Consider the following 17027-nt stretch of genomic DNA (forward strand, 5'->3'; position numbering starts at 1 on the left):
CTTGTAAAGGACAGGGCTATTTGATATAATCAAGCTATAGAAATTTATAATCCTGCCGAAGCGGATACGAGAGTAAGCCGATTTGGAAAGATTAAAACTAGATATTATTTTTAGTTGGCAAATACTGAAGATGGTTTTACAACCAAGCTTAGAGAGGTCAGCACGAAGCATATGTCTTTGTGTTGCCCTTTTTTATTTAAGCGAGACAACGTTTTCAGATGAAAAAGAGGCATTCTGGAAGTGATAAGAGTCTTGTATGAGGATTTATTTTACAATAATACGGAGTATGGAGGGATCATATGATAACTTTTGGCGATTACGTAAGACCAAAGAGTCTAGATGAGGCTAGCGAGCTTTTAAAGACTAAGAAACCTGCTAGAATTATAGGTGGCGGGCTTTATGTGAGAATGGGAGACAGAAGGATAGGACTGGCAGTTGATCTATCTGATCTAGAGCTAGACTATATAAAAGAGACAGATGACAGCTTTGAAATAGGGGCTATGACGTCACTGAGATCATTAGAGACTGATAGCGCACTAAATGCACATTACGGGGATGTGTTCAAGCAGTCGCTTAAAGACATAGTAGGAGTTCAGCTTAGAAACATAGCAACTGTAGGTGGAACTGTATACCAGAAATACGGATTCTCAGACGTGATACCTGCGCTTCTAGCTGTTGACGCTAAAGTTTGCTTCCACTCGACTGGAGAGATATCACTAAAGGAATACCTAGCAGAAGATGGGTTCAGAAGAGACGTACTTGAAAAAGTTGTAATTCCTAAGGCTAAAGAGGTTTGTGCTTCAAACCAGACTATCAGAATCTCTAGAGGAGACTACGCTATGCTAGTCACTGTAGTGGCGAAGATAGACGGAAAGTACAATGTAACTGTTGGAGCAAGACCTAGAAGAGCGGCACTGGCTCTAAAAGCTATGGACTACTTGAATTCAGCAGGAGAAGTTACAGAAGAAGTGGCTATAAAAGCAGGAGAACTTGCTGCAGAAGAGCTTGTATTTGGAACGAATACTAGAGGAACAGCAGAATATAGAGAAGATGTATGTAAAGTATTGATCAAGAGAGCTGTTTTGGAGGTGTCTTCATGCAAATAAAGTTAAACATAAATGGATCAGATAAAACGTTAGATGTAAAACCTCATGAGTTCTTAGTTGAAGTACTGAGAGAAAATGGTTATCTAGGGGTTAAAAAGGGTTGTGAGACTGGAAACTGCGGACTGTGTACTATACTGATAGACGACAAGCCAGTGCTTTCATGTTCTTACCTAGCTGTAAGAGCTGAAGGAAAGAAGATAACTACTATAGAAGGTGTTCAAGCTGAAGCGGCAGAAGTGGGATCGTTCCTTGTAGAAGAGGGAGTTGACCAATGCGGATACTGTAGCCCAGGTCTTGTTATGACTATAATAGGAATGAAGAAAGAGATAGAAAACCCTACAGAAGATGACATAAGAAATTACCTTACAAACAACCTATGCAGATGTACTGGATACGTTGGACAGCTGAGAGCTATAAAGAAGTTAATGGGGGTAGAATAATATGAAAGCAGTTAATAAACCGATTTCTAAAATAGATGGTATGGGACTAGTAACTGGTAAGCCAGTCTATACAGACGACTTGGCTCCAAAAGACGCTCTTATTGTAAAGATACTGAGAAGTCCACATGCTTTTGCGAAGATGAAGGACATAGATGTAAGCAGAGCGCTTAAAGTGCCTGGAGTGGAGTGTGTGCTTACTTGGAAGGACATCCCAAGGATACCTTTCACAAGATCAGGAGCTTCTTTTCCAGAGCCAGCTTCATATGACTCTTACATCCTAGATGAGTATGTAAGATATGTAGGAGATAGTGTTGCCATAGTTGCAGCTGTAGACGAAGAGACTGCTGAAAAAGCTATGAAGATGATAAAGGTAGACTATGAAGTATTCGAGCCTGTAATAGACTTTGAAAAGGCCATAGACCATCCTTCTGTAATCCACCCAGACCACAAGAACTACAAGCCTAATGCCATAATACATCCTAACTTTGACAGAAACGTAGCTTGTGAATACGAGTACGACTGGTCAAAAGGAGATAAGGGAATAGACGAGATATTCGCAGAGTGTGACGTTGTAATAGAAAACACTACTTACAACCAAGCGCAAGAGCATGCGATGATGGAGACTCACAGATCTTACACTTACAAGGACATGCATGGAAGACTTGTAATAGTTTCTTCTACACAGGTTCCTTTCCACGTAAGAAGAACTGTAGCTAGGTCACTGGGAATGACACCAGATCAGGTAAGAGTTATAAAGCCTCGTATAGGTGGAGGATTCGGTGCGAAGCAGAACCTTCAGGCAGAGTTTTATCCAGCTGCTGTAACTATGAGAACTGGAAAGCCTGCAAAGATGATTTTCAGTAGAGTAGAGAACACTATATGTGGAACTACTAGACACAGAATGAGAATAGACACTAAGATAGGTGCTATGAAAGACGGTACTATAAGAGCTATAGATATGGAAGTGCTTTCAGACCAGGGAGCTTACGGAGAGCACTCTAAGACTACTCTAGCTCCAGCTGGATACAAGACTATACCTCTTTACAACAAGGCTGATGCCTACAGATTCCACGGATACACTGCGTACACTAACCTTCCTACAGCAGGAGCGTTTAGAGGGTTCGGAGTTACTCAGGGAATATTCGCTACAGAGTCTATAGTGAACAAGTTAGCACATGAGCTAGACATGGACCCAGCTGTTATAAGAGAGAAGAACATGCTTAAGGAAGGCGAGACTTCAGTAGGATTCAACCTTTCTACAGTGTTCGACGACCTTTCAGAGCTTCAGACTGCAGAGAGCTGTGGACTTGAGCAAGCGGTTAAGAGAGGTAAGGAGCTTATAGGATGGGACGAGAAGTTCCCTAAGAAGGAAGTTTCATCTAGCAAAGTAAGAGGAGTTGGAATGGCTCTTTCTATGCAGGGATCGGGAATACCTAATATAGACTCTGCATCGGCAACTATAAGATTCCAGGAGAATGGATTCTTCACGCTTCTGCTAGGAGCTACCGACATAGGAACAGGTAGTGACACTATCCTTAAACAGATAGCTGCAGACGCTATAGGAATATCTGAAGACAGAATAAGAGTATTCTCTTCTGACACAGACCTTACACCGTTCGACGTTGGAGCATACGCATCTAGTACGACTTACGTTACTGGAAATGCAGTTATAAATGCAGGTAAGCTTGCAAGAGAAGAGCTTTTCAAGCAGGCGGCAAGACTTCTTGAGACTGATGTAGACTCGCTTGAGTTTGACGGAGACAAGTTCACAGACAAGAAGAGCGGAGAGGTACTTGACCTTGAGCACATGGGAACTAAGCTTACTTACGGTAAGTTCCAGCACCAGATAGAGGTTACAGGATCTTATGTTCCTTACAAGGCTGCGAGTCCTTATATGGCATGTTTCGTAGAGGTTGAGGTAGACACTGAGACTGGAATAGTTGAAGTTCCTAACATGGTAGGAGTGGTAGACTGTGGAACTCCTATAAACCCTAAGCTTGCAAAAGTGCAGACAGAGGGTGGACTTATACAGGGTCTAGGTCTAGCGCTTATAGAGAAGATAAGCTACGACAGTAGAGGAAGAATGACTACAGACAGTCTGATGGAGTACAAGATACCAAGTAGAGACGACATAAAGACTAACCTAGTTGTAGAGTTCACAGACACTTATGAGCCTACAGGACCATACGGAGCGAAGTCTATAGGAGAGATAGTTCTTAACCCAACTCCTCCAGCTATACAAGACGCTATATACAACGCTACAGGAATATGGCTGACAGATCTTCCAATGACTCCTGAGAAGGTGCTAAAGGCGCTTAAAGAGAAGAAGAACAAGTAAGTAGAACACGATAAAGAGAGTTTAATTGCGATAAAGCCTTACAACGTAGAAAAACAGTGGTTAAAGCAGATAGAAAACTCTTTACAAATATAATCTTTGGAAATATAATTAGCTATGGTATACAGGTATACAAGTTATGAAGATTAAAGGAGAGTCAGTGTCCACATGTCTAGTAAAAGATATGAAATAAGAAGAGGATGTTTACTTTATAGAGAAGAAATCTGCTTTAAGACGTTCGTTCACGAATTAAAGTGGAAGGCGTATATGAAGTACAAGGGTTGCAAGGTGAAAGAGCTTTTAGGAAAATAGAAGAAGAGAGGTAGATCCATTGGATCTATCTCTGTTTTTTATTTTTTATGAGACAAAAGGATTAAACAGGATAGGCTTGGGTATAAAGTTAATTAGATAAAGAAAGAGGAGGAATGAAAAATGGTATCACAAAAACTACTAGAAGCATTAAACGAACAACTTAACTTTGAATATCTTTCAGCACATTACTACTTAGGGATGGCCGCTTACTTCTCTAACGAAGGACTGGACGGGTTCGCCAACTTCTTCATGGTTCAGGCAGAAGAGGAGAGGTTCCATGCTCGCAAGTTCTATGACTATATAAATGAAATGGATGGAAGAGTTACTATAGCTTCGATAGACGGAGTTCAAAACGAGTTTGAATCAGCTGTGGATGTGTTCAAGGTAGCGCTTCACCACGAGCAGATAGTGACTAAGAGAATATACAACCTTATGGACATAGCCATGGAAGAGAGAGAGCACGCTACAGTGAGCTTCCTGAAGTGGTTCATAGACGAGCAGGTCGAAGAGGAATCAGGAATGAAAGATAAGATAACAAAGCTGGAGAGAATTTCAGACAACTCACATGCGCTGTACATGATGGATGCAGAGCTGGGAGCTAGAACTTTCACGCCTCCTGCAGCTGAATAGACTTAATAAAAAAAGACTCATAAAATATGAGTCTTTTTTGTTTTCAAAAAACACTTTTGGGTATATAATAAATATAAGATATTCATATATTTGAATTATACAATGAGGTGATGAAGATGAAATTCAATATTTCAGATAGGGCAAAAGAGTTTATAAGGGAAGAGCTCAGTGGAAAGAACGTAAGGTTTTACGCTAGGCGAAAGATGTGAGCCGGCAACATATATGAATGGGCTCTGGACGATCCCAAACCGGAAGACGATGTGTACGAAATAGAAGGTGCAAATGTAATACTTGGTAGTGATATATGTAGAAGCGTGAAAGTCATAAATATCGGATTTGAGGAATACGAATGGGGAGACGATTTGGTCATAACCAGTTAAACAAAAGAGGCTCTGTAGTTTAAGAGCCTCTTTTTATGATTTTGAACTCGCTGTTTTTCAGTTCGAATGCATCGCTTATCCCGCTAGTGAGATAGACTTCCTTTGACTTTGTTATGAATATGGCCTCGACTCCATCTAGGCCCTCTACAAGGTCTATGCCGTCTTCTAGACCAAGCAGAAACACAGATGTCGAGAGCCCATCTGCGTCTATCGACTTGTCACAGATTATAGAAACTCCCATAATCTCGTTGTCAGAAGGGTAGCCAGTGTCTGGGTCTAGTATATGGTGGTATTTGACACCATCTGACTCAAGGAACCTCTCGTAGACACCAGAAGTCACAACTGAAGACTCGGAGGATTCGACTATGCCTATATAGTCGTTTCTGCTTTCAGAGAAGGGATTTTTTATGCCTACTTTCCAGAGCTCATCTTCCTCATTTGTGCCTATAAGAAACAGGTTCCCACCTATATCCACTATAGCTTTTTTTACGCCCTTGGATTTAAGGTACTCAGACACAGCGTCAGCTGCATAGCCTTTGGCTATTCCACCCAGGTCTAGCGTGGTCCCAGGCTTTAAAAGTGTCACTGTATTTTCAGTCCTGTCTACTTTGACGCTCTTGTAGTCTATACTTGGAAGCACAGCTGCTATTTCTTCTTCGGACGGAACCTTGGCGTTTTCCCCGCCTATATCCCAAAGCTTTACTAGGCTTCCGGAGGTTATGTCGAACTTGCCGCCGGAAACCTCGGAGTAGTAGAGGCCTCGCTCTATAACGTCTATAGTTTCATCAGACACAGGCACCGGGACGCCAGGATTTTTGTTTATGCTATTGACTTCGCTGTCATCTATGTTCAAGCTCATCTTCGACTCTATATCCTCTATTATGTCGAAAGACTCTGAAAACAGATTGTCTTCCAGAGGGTCGTATATAGTTAGATTCACTATAGTCCCCATGAGGTAGCTTGTCTTATTTACTGAACTGCTTTTGCTGCTTACACTTTGGGCTCGGTATATCGAAAACGCTATAAGTGCCAGTATTATCACTGTGGTTATTCTCTTTCTGTTCATAGATATACTCCTTTCTATACGATAATAGTATACACTAGATTTGCATATTAGACGATATATTTATGGCTGGATAGGTCGAAAATAACTTTTATATGCTCTCTTAAACTCTATTCTACGTTGATTTATAGGTAGAAATCTGATAAACTAAAACTTAGTTAAGATACAAAAGCTGTGACGGAAAACACTAGGCTTAACCTCATTTTGTAGAGAGCTGTTGGACGGTGCGAAACAGTATTGAGGAAAGCTGAACTCATTCCCGAGCTATCAGGATGAATACAATAGTTCTGATCGTTTAAGGCGCGTTACAGTCTTTCAAGAGGACGGCAAGAGCTGTCAAATAGGGTGGTACCGCGAATCTCTTCGTCTCTATGAGAATGAAGGGGTTTTATTTTTGTAGAAAACACTGAGGAGTGAATGAATTGAGAGAATATAATCCAAAAAACATTGAAAAAAAATGGCAAGATATCTGGGATGAAAAGGGAACTTTTCACGCCTCGGAAGAAAAGTCTAAGCCTAAGTTCTATGCACTTGTTGAGTTCCCATATCCATCGGGGCAAGGCCTTCATGTAGGGCATCCTAGACCTTACACTGCACTTGACATAGTCTCTAGAAAGAGAAGGATGGAAGGCTACAACGTGCTGTATCCAATGGGATGGGACGCATTCGGGCTTCCGACTGAAAACTACGCTATAAAGAACAAGATACATCCAAAGCTTGTGACAGAGCAGAACGTGGCGAGATTCAAGAGCCAGCTTAAGTCGCTTGGTCTTTCTTTCGACTGGTCAAGGGAGATAAACACCACAGATCCTGAGTACTACAAGTGGACACAGTGGATATTCCTAAAGCTCTACGAGAAGGGCTTGGCTTACAAGAAAGAGGCGTCTATAAACTGGTGTCCTGACTGTAAGGTGGGACTTTCAAACGAGGAAGTTGTAAACGGCGCTTGCGAGAGATGTGGCACAGAGGTCTCTAGAAAGATAAAGAACCAGTGGATGCTCAAGATAACTGAGTATGCGGAGAGGCTTATAAAAGACCTTGACTTGGTTGACTATATACAGAGGGTAAAGATACAGCAGAAAAACTGGATAGGAAAGTCTGAAGGTATGGAAGTAGACTTCAAGCTAAACGGATTTGAAGAGGCATTGAGAGTCTATACAACTAGACCAGATACGCTATACGGTGTGACTTATATGGTCATATCTCCTGAGCACCCTGTTATAGACAAGCTGAAAGAAAAGATAGAAAACATGGACGCTATCGAGGAGTACAGGGAGTTCGCATCGAAGAAGTCCGACTTCGAGAGAACAGAGATGGCTAAAGACAAGACAGGTGTGGCGCTAGAGGGAATAAAAGCTATAAACCCTGTGAGCGGCAAAGAGATACCGGTCTGGGTTTCAGACTACGTGCTTATGAGCTATGGAACAGGGGCAATAATGGCTGTGCCTGGCCACGACACTAGAGACTGGGAGTTTGCAAAGAAATTCGAGCTGCCTATAGTGGAGGTTGTAGCAGGCGGAGACGTGCAAAGCGAAGCTTTTACAGATATAGAGAACGGAACTATGATAAACTCAGGCATAATAGACGGACTCTCAGTAGAGGATGCAAAGGTGAAGATAGCGGAGCATCTTGAAGCTCAGGGAATAGGAGAGAGGACTACAAACTACAAGCTGAGAGACTGGGTATTCTCAAGACAGAGGTACTGGGGAGAGCCTATACCTATGGTGTACTGTGAATCTTGTGGATGGGTTCCAGTGCCGGAGGAGGAGCTTCCGCTTACGCTTCCAGAGGTTGAGAGCTATGAGCCTACAGACAACGGGGAGTCACCGCTTGCCAATATAACGGACTGGGTGAATACGGAATGTCCTAAGTGCAAGGGAGCGGCGAAAAGAGAGACAGACACTATGCCACAATGGGCAGGATCATCTTGGTATTTCCTGAGATATATAGACCCTGCAAACGACAAGGAGCTTGCGAGCAAGGAGAATCTGGACTACTGGATACCTGTAGACTGGTACAACGGCGGAATGGAGCACACTACGCTTCACCTTCTATACTCTAGGTTCTGGCATAAATTCCTGTACGACTGCGGTATAGTTCCTACGGCAGAGCCTTACCAGAAGAGAACGTCTCACGGCATGATACTTGGAGAGAACAACGAGAAGATGTCTAAGTCTAGAGGGAATGTTGTGAATCCAGACGAGGTTGTGGAGGAGTTCGGAGCCGACACGCTTAGAGTGTACGAGATGTTTATAGGGGACTTTGAAAAGAGTGTCTCTTGGTCTGAAAATGGAGTGCGTGGATGCAGAAGATTCCTAGATAGGGTGTGGAGACTTCAGGAAATCCTGGTGGACGGAGAGGAGTACTCTTCTGAGCTTGAATCTTCAATGCACAAGACCATAAAAAAGGTGAGTGAAGACTTTGAGAACATGAAGTTCAACACTGGGATAGCAGCTCTTATGGGACTTATAAACGAGATAAACAGCGTTGGAAAGATAAACAAGGCTGAATACAGAACTTTCCTTTCACTTCTCAATCCGGCGGCGCCTCATATAACAGAGGAGCTTTGGGAGCTAGCTGGCTTTGAAAACATGCTGAACGAGTCGCCTTGGCCTCTGTGGGACGAGGAAAAGACGGTGGATGACGTGATAGAGATAGCTGTACAGGTAAACGGAAAGGTGAAGGGGATCATAAGCATTTCAAAAGATGCCTCGGCAGAAGAGGCACATGAGAAGGCTTTTGATGACGAAAAGATATCTGGAGCCATAGGTGACAAGAGTGTAGTTAAAGAGATATATGTACCTGGAAAGATATACAATATAGTTGTGAAGTAGGATATATAGGCTGCCGAGATTTCGGCAGTCTGTTTTTATAGCTGGAGGTGGATATTGTGGCAAAGACTCAGATAAAGAGGGGAAAGCAGAAGTGGAGAAACAAGCCGGGAGAACTGGTCTACACTGGGGACATATCGAGCGAAGAGGTCCAAGTGGACGTACTGCTGTACAGCCCAGAGACAGACGAGATATCATTTAAAAAAAAGATAGAGGAGTTCAAGGACTACAGCGGCTACAGGTTTATAGACGTGAAAGGACTCAACAACAAAGATGAGATGCAGAGGATAGGAGCTATACTAGGCCTAGACGATCTGCTTTTAGAGGACATAATGCATATGGGCGAAAGGCCAAGGCTGGAGCTCCAGAAGGACTACCTTTTCCTCATAATGAAAAACCTCTACTTAGACAAGGAGAATATAAGGATAGTGCAGGAGCAGCTCTCCTTTGTCGTAAAAGACAGAACTATAGTTATATTTAGAGACTCTGACTCCGAAGTTATAAACTATGCAAAGGAAAAGCTGAAAAACTCAAAGCACAGCTTGAGGCGCTTCGGCACTGACTATGCGCTCTACTACATAATGGACTTGTTAGTTGACAACTACTTTCTGATAGTCAGCGACGTAGAGGAGCAGATAGAGCAGATAGAGGAGGCCATAATAAGCGGAGAAGAGAGCATGAACTTGGAAGAGGTGTACAGGATAAGAAAAGAGCTGCTGCTTTTAAGGGCGTCTATATGGCCGCTAGAAGACGTAATCCACGGAATGATAAGAGAGGAAGGGCTTATAGAGAACAGCACAAAGGAGTACTTGAGAGATTTAAAGGGGAATATTTCCCAAATAATGGACTACACTTCTATATACAGGGAGTCTATACTGGGGCTGTTTGACATATACCTCTCGAATACCAGCAACAAGATGAACAGCATAATGCAGACGCTCACCGTCATATCCATAATGTTCATACCCTCCACATTCCTAGCTGGAGTATATGGGATGAACTTCAAAGAGTTCCCCGAGCTTGGAATAAAGCATGCATATCCAGTGTTTTGGATAATAAATATAGCGCTTATGATCTTCATGTACAGGTACTTTAAAAACAAGAGATGGCTTTAGTCTTCATTGACTATAAAACGTCGTAAAAAAAATAGCTCTCCAGAAGGTACTCTGAATTGTATTTTTTTGAAAGCTTAAAAAGGAATTTCTTAAACTTAGAAGGATCAAGACTGCCCGCTTCAAGCGATTCGATATTGCTCTTGAAAGTGTCCCGCTCTTTTTCGCTACAGATATCTTTGAAATAGCCCCAGACATGAGAGAATGCGTTCACCATGCTTCCGAGCACAGGCTCTTCGCGCAGTGCGGAGTCTATTTCCCTGTACATGGTCAGAGCAGAAACACTGCACTCCCTGAACATGGCGCGAATAGATAAATAGCGATTATGCGAGTGATAGAGCACAAGGTATTTGTAACGCGCCCACTCGGACTGAAGCATATGAATATCTAGACTAGATACACAGTTTGAACACTTAATAGCAGAGATGTTCTTGTCCTTGACTTCAAGCATTATATCTGGCACAGGCTCTCTTAAAGAGCTATAGAAGTCCAGAAACTCCGAGACTTCTATTGACTGAGAGTGGGAACCTGACTTTCCACCAACTTTCTGTTGAGAATAGTGCATCTTCTGCGGGCCGTCTTCGCTCTTCCAGGTAAGACCGGCTTCATATATCCACTCATCCTCTGATCTATCTTCTTCAGGAGGATTGAGTCTGTGATGGAGATTGTCGAAGACCACCGGTATTCCAAGCTCCTTGCCGATAGAGAGCACATCCGATATACTGTAAGATCTCTCGTCGTTTTCTATTATGAGCCTGGACTTAACATTTGAACTCAGGGAAGCGTAGGACGACTTAAAGCGCTCTATGGCCGAAGCCTTGTCGCCGTAGACGCCGCCTATGTGGAGCACCATCTTATGGGTGCTGTTTAGTCCCAAAGAGTCAAGGAATTCACAGTGGTAGTTTAAATCCAGAACAGACTTGGATACAACTTCCGGGCTGTTTGAGTTTATGACTGTATACTGGCCGGGGTGCATAGAGACTCTTATTCCACTTGAGATTATGAGTTCTCCCAAGCTTTTGAGCTCTGCACTGAATATATCTCTCCAGTTGAAATCCACTTCGGGGTGAGAAGCTAGCGGAATTATATCTGAGCTTATCCTAAAGAGCTTTATACTATTTGAAGCGTTGTATATAAGCATTTTCGAAAGTACTTCAAGGTTATGATTTGTTATTTCGATAAGATTTTTCTCATCTGAATTTGAAAGCCTGCAAGACTTGAGTTTGAATCCCGAGACACCGTATACAAGGCAGGCATATCCGATGCTCAATTAAGCTCTCCCACTCTTGTTGCCAGACTGGATCTGCTTTCTTTTTTCGCGGATCAAATGCCCTATTAATATGAGGACTGAAATTACAATCAAGTAGATAACCATTCTTCCTGGACTTGGGAGAGCTTCGTCTAGCAGGAATTTCATGATAAATACCACTGCTGTAACAGACAGCAGGAGAGTCTTGATGTAGTTTAGTAAAAACGGTTTATTTATCTTCATAATTTTTGCAGTAAAACTGCATTACACCTCGCTTTTTTATATATGTGGACTAAATTTAATAGGAAAAAAGCACAAAAGTCAAATTAGGAAAACGTTAATATACTTAGAATATAGAACTTTGACGGAAATTAGAAGAGAAAAATAAAACATAGGCTTTAAAACAGATGAATATTAAATTTTCAAAGTAGAGACTTTGATAGTATAATCGACTTAACAACTAAACAGTTCCTGAGATGTTTGGAAGCTTTTATAATTCAACCGACATATGTAATATGGGAATCTGAAGTCTACACTCAGATGACACGCCCTCCGGGGAAGTCAAAAGTGTGTGGCAAGATACCCACCTGCGAGAACTGCGGGTGTGAATTAGAGGAGTGACCGGCATGTCGGGAAATAAAAATACCTTAGTCAAAGACTAAGGTATTTTTATTTGCTTATTTTCAAACTACAGGGGTATAAAATCTCCAATAAGATAAAAGGAGTGATTGTCATGCCAAGAGTTTTTCCACACAACAAAAATGCACTTAAGAGTAAAATAAACGCCAGAAAAAGAGAGGCTGAACTTACAGAAGAGGAAAAGAAGAATATGGCCAGCTGTCGTGGAGACAAGCAAGCGCATCCTTGCAAGAACCCAGTGTACCTATGCACAGAGTGCGGAAACTACGGTTGTAATCAAAGCGATTTAGACATCTGCACAGAGCAGGGATTTAAAAATGACAAGTGCCTGAACTGTAGAGTAGTTGGGAAGATAGTGCTTGTAATGCAGGACGAATACGATGAAATAGTGGAAGAGTGGGAAAAAGAAGTGCCCGAAGTGAAGTAGGAAGTGAAAAAAACTGCAGCGTCTTAAATGCGCTGCAGTTTTTTAAAGTCAAAGTTTCCGTCTTTAAAGACAGATATATACTTGTAGTCTAGACTCTTGAGAGCGCTCAGAACCGAATTGTACTCTGAAGCTATATCATCTGGATGGTGCGAATCAGAGCCGAATACAAGTATCTCTCCGCCAAGCGACTTGTAAAGCTTTAAGATGTCTAGGTTAGGAAGAAAAGAGCCCATACCGTATCTGAACCCAGAGGTATTTACCTCTATCCCCTTCCCGCGGGCTATGAGCAGCTTGAATATCTCTGCTAGCAAGTCCGAATACTTTAAAAAAGAGACTTCGTCGCTTAAAAACTTAGAGTACCTGTCTATGAGGTTTATATGGCCGATTACATCGTAGTTGTTGAAATGTTCCACGCAGTAAAGCAGCTCCTCGTAGTAGTCTATATAGGCCTGGAAAGGTGACTTGTCCTGGAAGAAAGCACCTTCATGCAGGTCTTTTCGCTTTGAAGTGTGGATAGACATTATGGTAAAGTCGAATTTTTCGAAAGGGAACATGTCCTCAACCGTAGGTACAAGGTGTGGCTGCATGCCCATCTCCACTCCGGAAAGCAGATCTATCCTGTCGCCGTAAAGTGATCTCAGGCGATTGACTTCGTTTAAGTAGTCGTCGGTGTTGAATATAAAGAGGTCGCTGTACTTGGGGTCTCCATAGTCGTAGTCAACGTGGTCTGTAAAAGAGATGGCTTCTATATTCTTGGCGATGGCTGCCAGAACCATCTCTTCCATTGTGTATGCACAGTCTCCTGAAAAAGAGCTATGCACGTGGTAGTCTTGCATTCAAATCACTCCTAACTTATGTTGGTTATATTTTACTAGAAAAGCAAAGCCGAGTAAAGTCAATAATAGATGTGAATGACGAGTGAAATAATTATATATTAAAACTATATTAAATAAACTATTTGGTGTGGAATAATATTTTGAAATGTAATATAATGATTGTAGATTGACTGATAATTAACAAACACTACATAAACATATAAAGGAGGAAATATACATGCAATATGATGTAATAGTTATAGGTGGAGGACCAGCAGGATATGTAGGAGCTATAAAGGCAGCACAGATGGGGGCTAAGGTAGCTATAGTTGAAAAAGACAACTATGGTGGCACATGCCTTAACAGAGGATGTATCCCTACGAAGACTTATGTTAAAAACGCAGAGATAATAGAGCATATAAAACATGCTAAAGATAGAGGTATAGTACTTGGAAGCGACGACTTCACGCTTGACATGAAGAAGATTGTAAGCTACAAAAACAGGGTGGTTAGAAAGCTTACAGCTGGAATAGCAGGGCTTCTAAAGAGCCACGGCGTGGATATGTACAGCGGAGTAGGCCGTATAACGGCAGACAAGAAGGTAAAGATAGACGATGGAGAGACTATAGAAGGAAAGAAGATAGTACTTGCCGGTGGATCTAAGGTGAGCAGAATAAACATACCTGGAATAGACGGGCCAAAAGTGCTTACAAGCGACGAAATACTGGACCTTCAAGAGCTTCCAAAGAGACTTGCAATAGTCGGAGGAGGAGTTATAGGAACAGAGGTGGCTACTATATTCAACGCCTACGGATCAGAAGTCACAATAGTGCAGTCTTCAGGCTATATAGTGCCTGCTATGGACAGAAGGGTTAGCGTGGAGCTAGCTAAGATAATGCAGAAAAAAGGTGTCAACATACTCACAGAGAGCAGACTAGAGAAGATAGAGGACAAGGGCGACTCTGTGCTTCTACACATAAAAGACAAAGAGCCTGTTGAAGCAGACCTTGTGCTTATAGCTATAGGAAGAGTGCCAGACCTTGACGGAGTTGGAGATATAGAGTTCGAGATGGACAGAGGCGCTATAGTTGTAAACGACAAGATGGAGACAAGCGTAGAGGGAATATACGCTCCTGGAGATATAAACTGTAGATGCATGCTTGCGCACTCGGCGTCTAAGATGGCTGAGATCGCAGTGGAAAATGCGCTTGGTGGAAATGTAGAGTACGACCCTACAAACAACCCTTCAGCTATCTACACTCTTCCAGAGGCATCATCTGTTGGGCTTACTGAAGAGCAGGCCAACGACAAGTACGAGAACGTGGCAGTAGGGGCGTTCCCATTTGGAGCAAACGGAAGAGCGCTTGCTTCAGGAGAGACTCATGGATTTATAAAAGTAGTGATAAACAAAGACGACAAGAAGATACTAGGAGTCCATATACTAGGGGTGAACGCGGCTGAGATGATAAACGAGGCAGCTGCTCTAATGGAGAATGGAGTTACAGCAGATCACGTTGCAGAGACAGTTCATGCACACCCTACTTTCTCAGAGGCGTTTATGGAGGCATGTGCAGACAGTATTGATATGTGCATACACCTTCAGAAAAAGAACTAAAAATCAATAGCTTTAAAATCATAGCTATCCCATGCATAATTTACTGGGATAGCTATTTTAATGTAGAATATATTACTAAAAACTCTGTATTTGTTATATAATCATAAGATAAAGGAGTAAAAATTCTATACTATAAAGGTGAATATATATGAAAAAGGTTAGAATAATAAACAATCCTTCATCCGGAAGAAACATAGTCCAAAAGCGACTGGACTCGATAGCTAACATACTCTTAGACAAGGGCTACATAGTGGGGAAGTACTGCACGGAAAAAAAGTATGACGCTATGCATGAAACCATTAGAACCTGCGAAGGTGACTGGGACATGATAATAGCGTGCGGAGGAGACGGGACTGTAAATGAAGTCGCAAGCGGAATAGCCAAGTCAGACAGGAAATTGCCTGTGGCCATACTTCCGGCCGGGACTGTAAACGACTTTGCAAACTATTTAAACATTCCAAACGCTCCTGAGTCTTTCTGCGAGATGATTGAAAAGGAAAATATAATAAGCGTAGACCTCGGAAAGATGAACGACAAGTACTTTGTCAATGTGGCAGCCGGAGGGGTGCTTACAAGCGTTGCCCACACAGTTCCACCGGAGTCGAAAAGCATTTTTGGAAGAGCGGCATACTATGTCGAGGGAATGAAGGAGATGCCGAGGCAAGTGAAGAACGTCTCGAAAGTGAGAATAGAGAGCGAGGAGTATACGTCCGAAGAAGAGGTGTCTCTTTTTCTGATTACTAACAGCTCTAGCATCGGTGGATTCAAGAAGCTTGCTCCGTATGCCGACATAGAGGACGGGTTTCTAGACTGCGTCATAATAGGAAAGACAGAGGTGCAGGACCTTATAACGCTGTTTATAGAGCTTATAAAAGGGGAACATATAGATAATCCAAAGGTAAGGTACTTCAAGACAAAATGTCTCTCGATATCATCTCTAGAAGATGAAGAGATAGTGATAGATATAGACGGAGAGTTTGGAGGGAAACTTCCCATAAAGATAGAAGTAGAGCCAAGAGTTTTCAAGGTTTTCATACCTTAATAGTTTAAAAGGAGTGAAATTGATGGTTGCAACTATAAAAGACGTAGCAAAGAAAGCAGGAGTGTCCATTTCCACAGTATCTAGGGTTGTAAATGACTCCAAACCTGTGAGTCCGGAAGTAAAGAAAAAGGTGATGGAGACTATAGAGGAGCTAGGATACAAGCCGAATGAGATAGCCAGAACGCTAGTCACCAAGAAGTCTTACTTGATAGGGGTTATAGTTACAGACCTAGGAGACTCCTATATAGCTGAAATAGTCAGAGGGATAGAGGAAATAGGCAAGATGTACGACTACGACATACTTCTGTGCAGCACTTTTGGAGACAAAGACGCCGAGATAAGGTATATGCAGCTGCTGAACACGAAGCAGGTCGAGGGTATAATACTGATATCGAACAACATAAATGAAGAGATAGAGACTTACACCAAGAGCTTCAAGAGGCCGTTTGTATACTTGAACAGGTACTACTATGACGACAGGTATGCAACTGTAATGGTGGACAACTGCGAAGCGGCCTACGAGATGACAAGCTACCTTATAAACCTTGGACACAGGGACATAGCATATGTTTCAAACAACAAAGAGGACAGCTCTCTTGAAAAGCCGAAGCTAGAGGGGTACAGCAAGGCGATGCGAGAAAATGAGCTTAAGGAATCAGTATACTATACAGAGGGCATAAGCATGGAAAATGGATATGAAGCAGCCAGAAACATAGTCGAGAGCAAGTCAGCGACAGCTATATTCTGCGGGTACGATGAAGCTGCAATAGGTGTACTGGGCTACCTCTACGACAACGGGATAAAAGTTCCAGAGGAAATATCGGTAACTGGGTTTGGAGACATACTTATAGCTTCGATCTACAGACCTACCCTTACGACCATAAAGGTTCCGTACTACGATATAGGGGCCGTGTCTATAAGGAGAATAATAAAGGAGCTAAAGGGAGAGAAGTCTGAGGAAAACAAGATGATACTGCCGTTCCAGATACAGAAGAGGCAAAGTTCCTCAAAGCCAAAATAGGAGGTGTTTA

At 42.3% G+C, this 17027-nt stretch carries 14 protein-coding genes, 1 other RNA gene and 1 other annotated feature; of the genes, 11 read left to right on the forward strand and 4 right to left on the reverse strand.

The window, feature by feature from the left end:
* Positions 1–299: 299 nt before the first annotated feature.
* From EUAN_RS05000 to EUAN_RS05015, 4 genes are all read left to right on the forward strand, one after another.
* The gene (locus tag EUAN_RS05000; RefSeq protein ID WP_071062361.1) at positions 300–1106 is read left to right on the forward strand and encodes an FAD binding domain-containing protein; all 807 of its coding nucleotides are present in this window, start codon (positions 300–302) and stop codon (positions 1104–1106) included.
* Entirely contained in the window at positions 1097–1546 is a 450-nt protein-coding gene (locus EUAN_RS05005) for a (2Fe-2S)-binding protein (RefSeq protein ID WP_071062363.1), read from the forward strand. Before EUAN_RS05000 ends, EUAN_RS05005 begins: the two co-directional genes overlap by 10 nt.
* Before the next feature lies 1 nt (position 1547).
* Complete coding sequence (locus EUAN_RS05010) at positions 1548–3884, forward strand: xanthine dehydrogenase family protein molybdopterin-binding subunit (protein WP_071062365.1); 2337 nt, start codon at positions 1548–1550, stop codon at positions 3882–3884.
* A gap of 429 nt (positions 3885–4313) precedes the next feature.
* Positions 4314–4823 (forward strand): ferritin, encoded by a 510-nt coding sequence (locus EUAN_RS05015; RefSeq protein WP_071062367.1) that lies wholly within the window; start codon positions 4314–4316, stop codon positions 4821–4823.
* Positions 4824–5222: 399 nt separating this feature from the next.
* On the opposite strand, the gene EUAN_RS05020 is transcribed toward EUAN_RS05015, so the two are convergent.
* The gene (locus EUAN_RS05020) at positions 5223–6269 is read right to left on the reverse strand and encodes an FAD:protein FMN transferase (protein ID WP_071062369.1); all 1047 of its coding nucleotides are present in this window, start codon (positions 6267–6269) and stop codon (positions 5223–5225) included.
* A 162-nt stretch (positions 6270–6431) separates the two neighbouring features.
* Positions 6432–6640: a binding site (T-box leader), on the forward strand.
* 48 nt (positions 6641–6688) lie between these two features.
* Between EUAN_RS05020 and leuS the strand changes: the two genes are divergently transcribed.
* Together leuS and corA are read left to right on the forward strand one after the other, a co-directional pair.
* Positions 6689–9100, forward strand: coding sequence for a leucine--tRNA ligase (gene leuS / locus EUAN_RS05025; protein ID WP_071062371.1), 2412 nt, complete (start codon positions 6689–6691; stop codon positions 9098–9100).
* A 56-nt stretch (positions 9101–9156) separates the two neighbouring features.
* Positions 9157–10212 (forward strand): magnesium/cobalt transporter CorA, encoded by a 1056-nt coding sequence (gene corA, locus EUAN_RS05030; protein WP_071062373.1) that lies wholly within the window; start codon positions 9157–9159, stop codon positions 10210–10212.
* Between the two features lie 10 nt (positions 10213–10222).
* Here the strand turns inward: corA and uvsE are convergent, their stop codons facing one another.
* Together uvsE and EUAN_RS12645 are read right to left on the reverse strand one after the other, a co-directional pair.
* Complete coding sequence (uvsE, locus tag EUAN_RS05035; RefSeq protein WP_071062375.1) at positions 10223–11479, reverse strand: UV DNA damage repair endonuclease UvsE; 1257 nt, start codon at positions 11477–11479, stop codon at positions 10223–10225.
* The gene (locus EUAN_RS12645; RefSeq protein WP_071062377.1) at positions 11480–11701 is read right to left on the reverse strand and encodes a hypothetical protein; all 222 of its coding nucleotides are present in this window, start codon (positions 11699–11701) and stop codon (positions 11480–11482) included.
* A gap of 222 nt (positions 11702–11923) precedes the next feature.
* Here EUAN_RS12645 and ssrS point away from each other — a divergent pair.
* Positions 11924–12098, forward strand: a non-coding RNA gene (ssrS, locus tag EUAN_RS05045) — 6S RNA.
* Between the two features lie 93 nt (positions 12099–12191).
* On the forward strand, positions 12192–12524 hold the full coding sequence (locus EUAN_RS05050) for a hypothetical protein (protein WP_071062379.1): 333 nt from the start codon (positions 12192–12194) through the stop codon (positions 12522–12524).
* Between the two features lie 23 nt (positions 12525–12547).
* On the opposite strand, the gene EUAN_RS05055 is transcribed toward EUAN_RS05050, so the two are convergent.
* Positions 12548–13360 carry a histidinol-phosphatase HisJ family protein gene (locus EUAN_RS05055; protein ID WP_071062381.1) on the reverse strand — a complete coding sequence of 271 codons (813 nt, stop codon included), beginning with the start codon at positions 13358–13360 and terminating at the stop codon, positions 12548–12550.
* A gap of 217 nt (positions 13361–13577) precedes the next feature.
* Between EUAN_RS05055 and lpdA the strand changes: the two genes are divergently transcribed.
* The 3 genes from lpdA to EUAN_RS05070 all read left to right on the forward strand — a co-directional run bounded on the left by lpdA (position 13578) and on the right by EUAN_RS05070 (position 17017).
* Positions 13578–14954, forward strand: a complete 1377-nt coding sequence (lpdA, locus tag EUAN_RS05060; RefSeq protein ID WP_071062383.1) for a dihydrolipoyl dehydrogenase — start codon at positions 13578–13580, stop codon at positions 14952–14954.
* Positions 14955–15102: 148 nt separating this feature from the next.
* A complete protein-coding gene (locus tag EUAN_RS05065) occupies positions 15103–15996 on the forward strand; it encodes a diacylglycerol/lipid kinase family protein (protein WP_071062385.1) in 894 nt (297 codons plus the stop codon).
* A 22-nt stretch (positions 15997–16018) separates the two neighbouring features.
* Entirely contained in the window at positions 16019–17017 is a 999-nt protein-coding gene (locus EUAN_RS05070) for a LacI family DNA-binding transcriptional regulator (RefSeq protein WP_071062387.1), read from the forward strand.
* Positions 17018–17027: the final 10 nt, after the last annotated feature.

Origin of the sequence: Andreesenia angusta (assembly GCF_001855385.1) — a bacterium.
Classification (GTDB): domain Bacteria; phylum Bacillota; class Clostridia; order Tissierellales; family Gottschalkiaceae; genus Andreesenia; species Andreesenia angusta.

What these genes read in the sequence shown, in the direction of transcription:
- EUAN_RS05000 (WP_071062361.1), top strand. Translation starts at nt 300, where the DNA reads ATGATAACTTTTGGCGATTACGTAAGACCAAAGAGTCTAGATGAGGCT.
- EUAN_RS05065 (WP_071062385.1), top strand. Translation starts at nt 15,103, where the DNA reads ATGAAAAAGGTTAGAATAATAAACAATCCTTCATCCGGAAGAAACATA.
- EUAN_RS05070 (WP_071062387.1), top strand. Translation starts at nt 16,019, where the DNA reads ATGGTTGCAACTATAAAAGACGTAGCAAAGAAAGCAGGAGTGTCCATT.
- EUAN_RS05055 (WP_071062381.1), bottom strand. Translation starts at nt 13,360, where the DNA reads ATGCAAGACTACCACGTGCATAGCTCTTTTTCAGGAGACTGTGCATAC.
- EUAN_RS05020 (WP_071062369.1), bottom strand. Translation starts at nt 6,269, where the DNA reads ATGAACAGAAAGAGAATAACCACAGTGATAATACTGGCACTTATAGCG.
- EUAN_RS05015 (WP_071062367.1), top strand. Translation starts at nt 4,314, where the DNA reads ATGGTATCACAAAAACTACTAGAAGCATTAAACGAACAACTTAACTTT.
- lpdA (WP_071062383.1), top strand. Translation starts at nt 13,578, where the DNA reads ATGCAATATGATGTAATAGTTATAGGTGGAGGACCAGCAGGATATGTA.
- EUAN_RS05005 (WP_071062363.1), top strand. Translation starts at nt 1,097, where the DNA reads ATGCAAATAAAGTTAAACATAAATGGATCAGATAAAACGTTAGATGTA.
- EUAN_RS05010 (WP_071062365.1), top strand. Translation starts at nt 1,548, where the DNA reads ATGAAAGCAGTTAATAAACCGATTTCTAAAATAGATGGTATGGGACTA.
- EUAN_RS05050 (WP_071062379.1), top strand. Translation starts at nt 12,192, where the DNA reads ATGCCAAGAGTTTTTCCACACAACAAAAATGCACTTAAGAGTAAAATA.
- EUAN_RS12645 (WP_071062377.1), bottom strand. Translation starts at nt 11,701, where the DNA reads ATGAAGATAAATAAACCGTTTTTACTAAACTACATCAAGACTCTCCTG.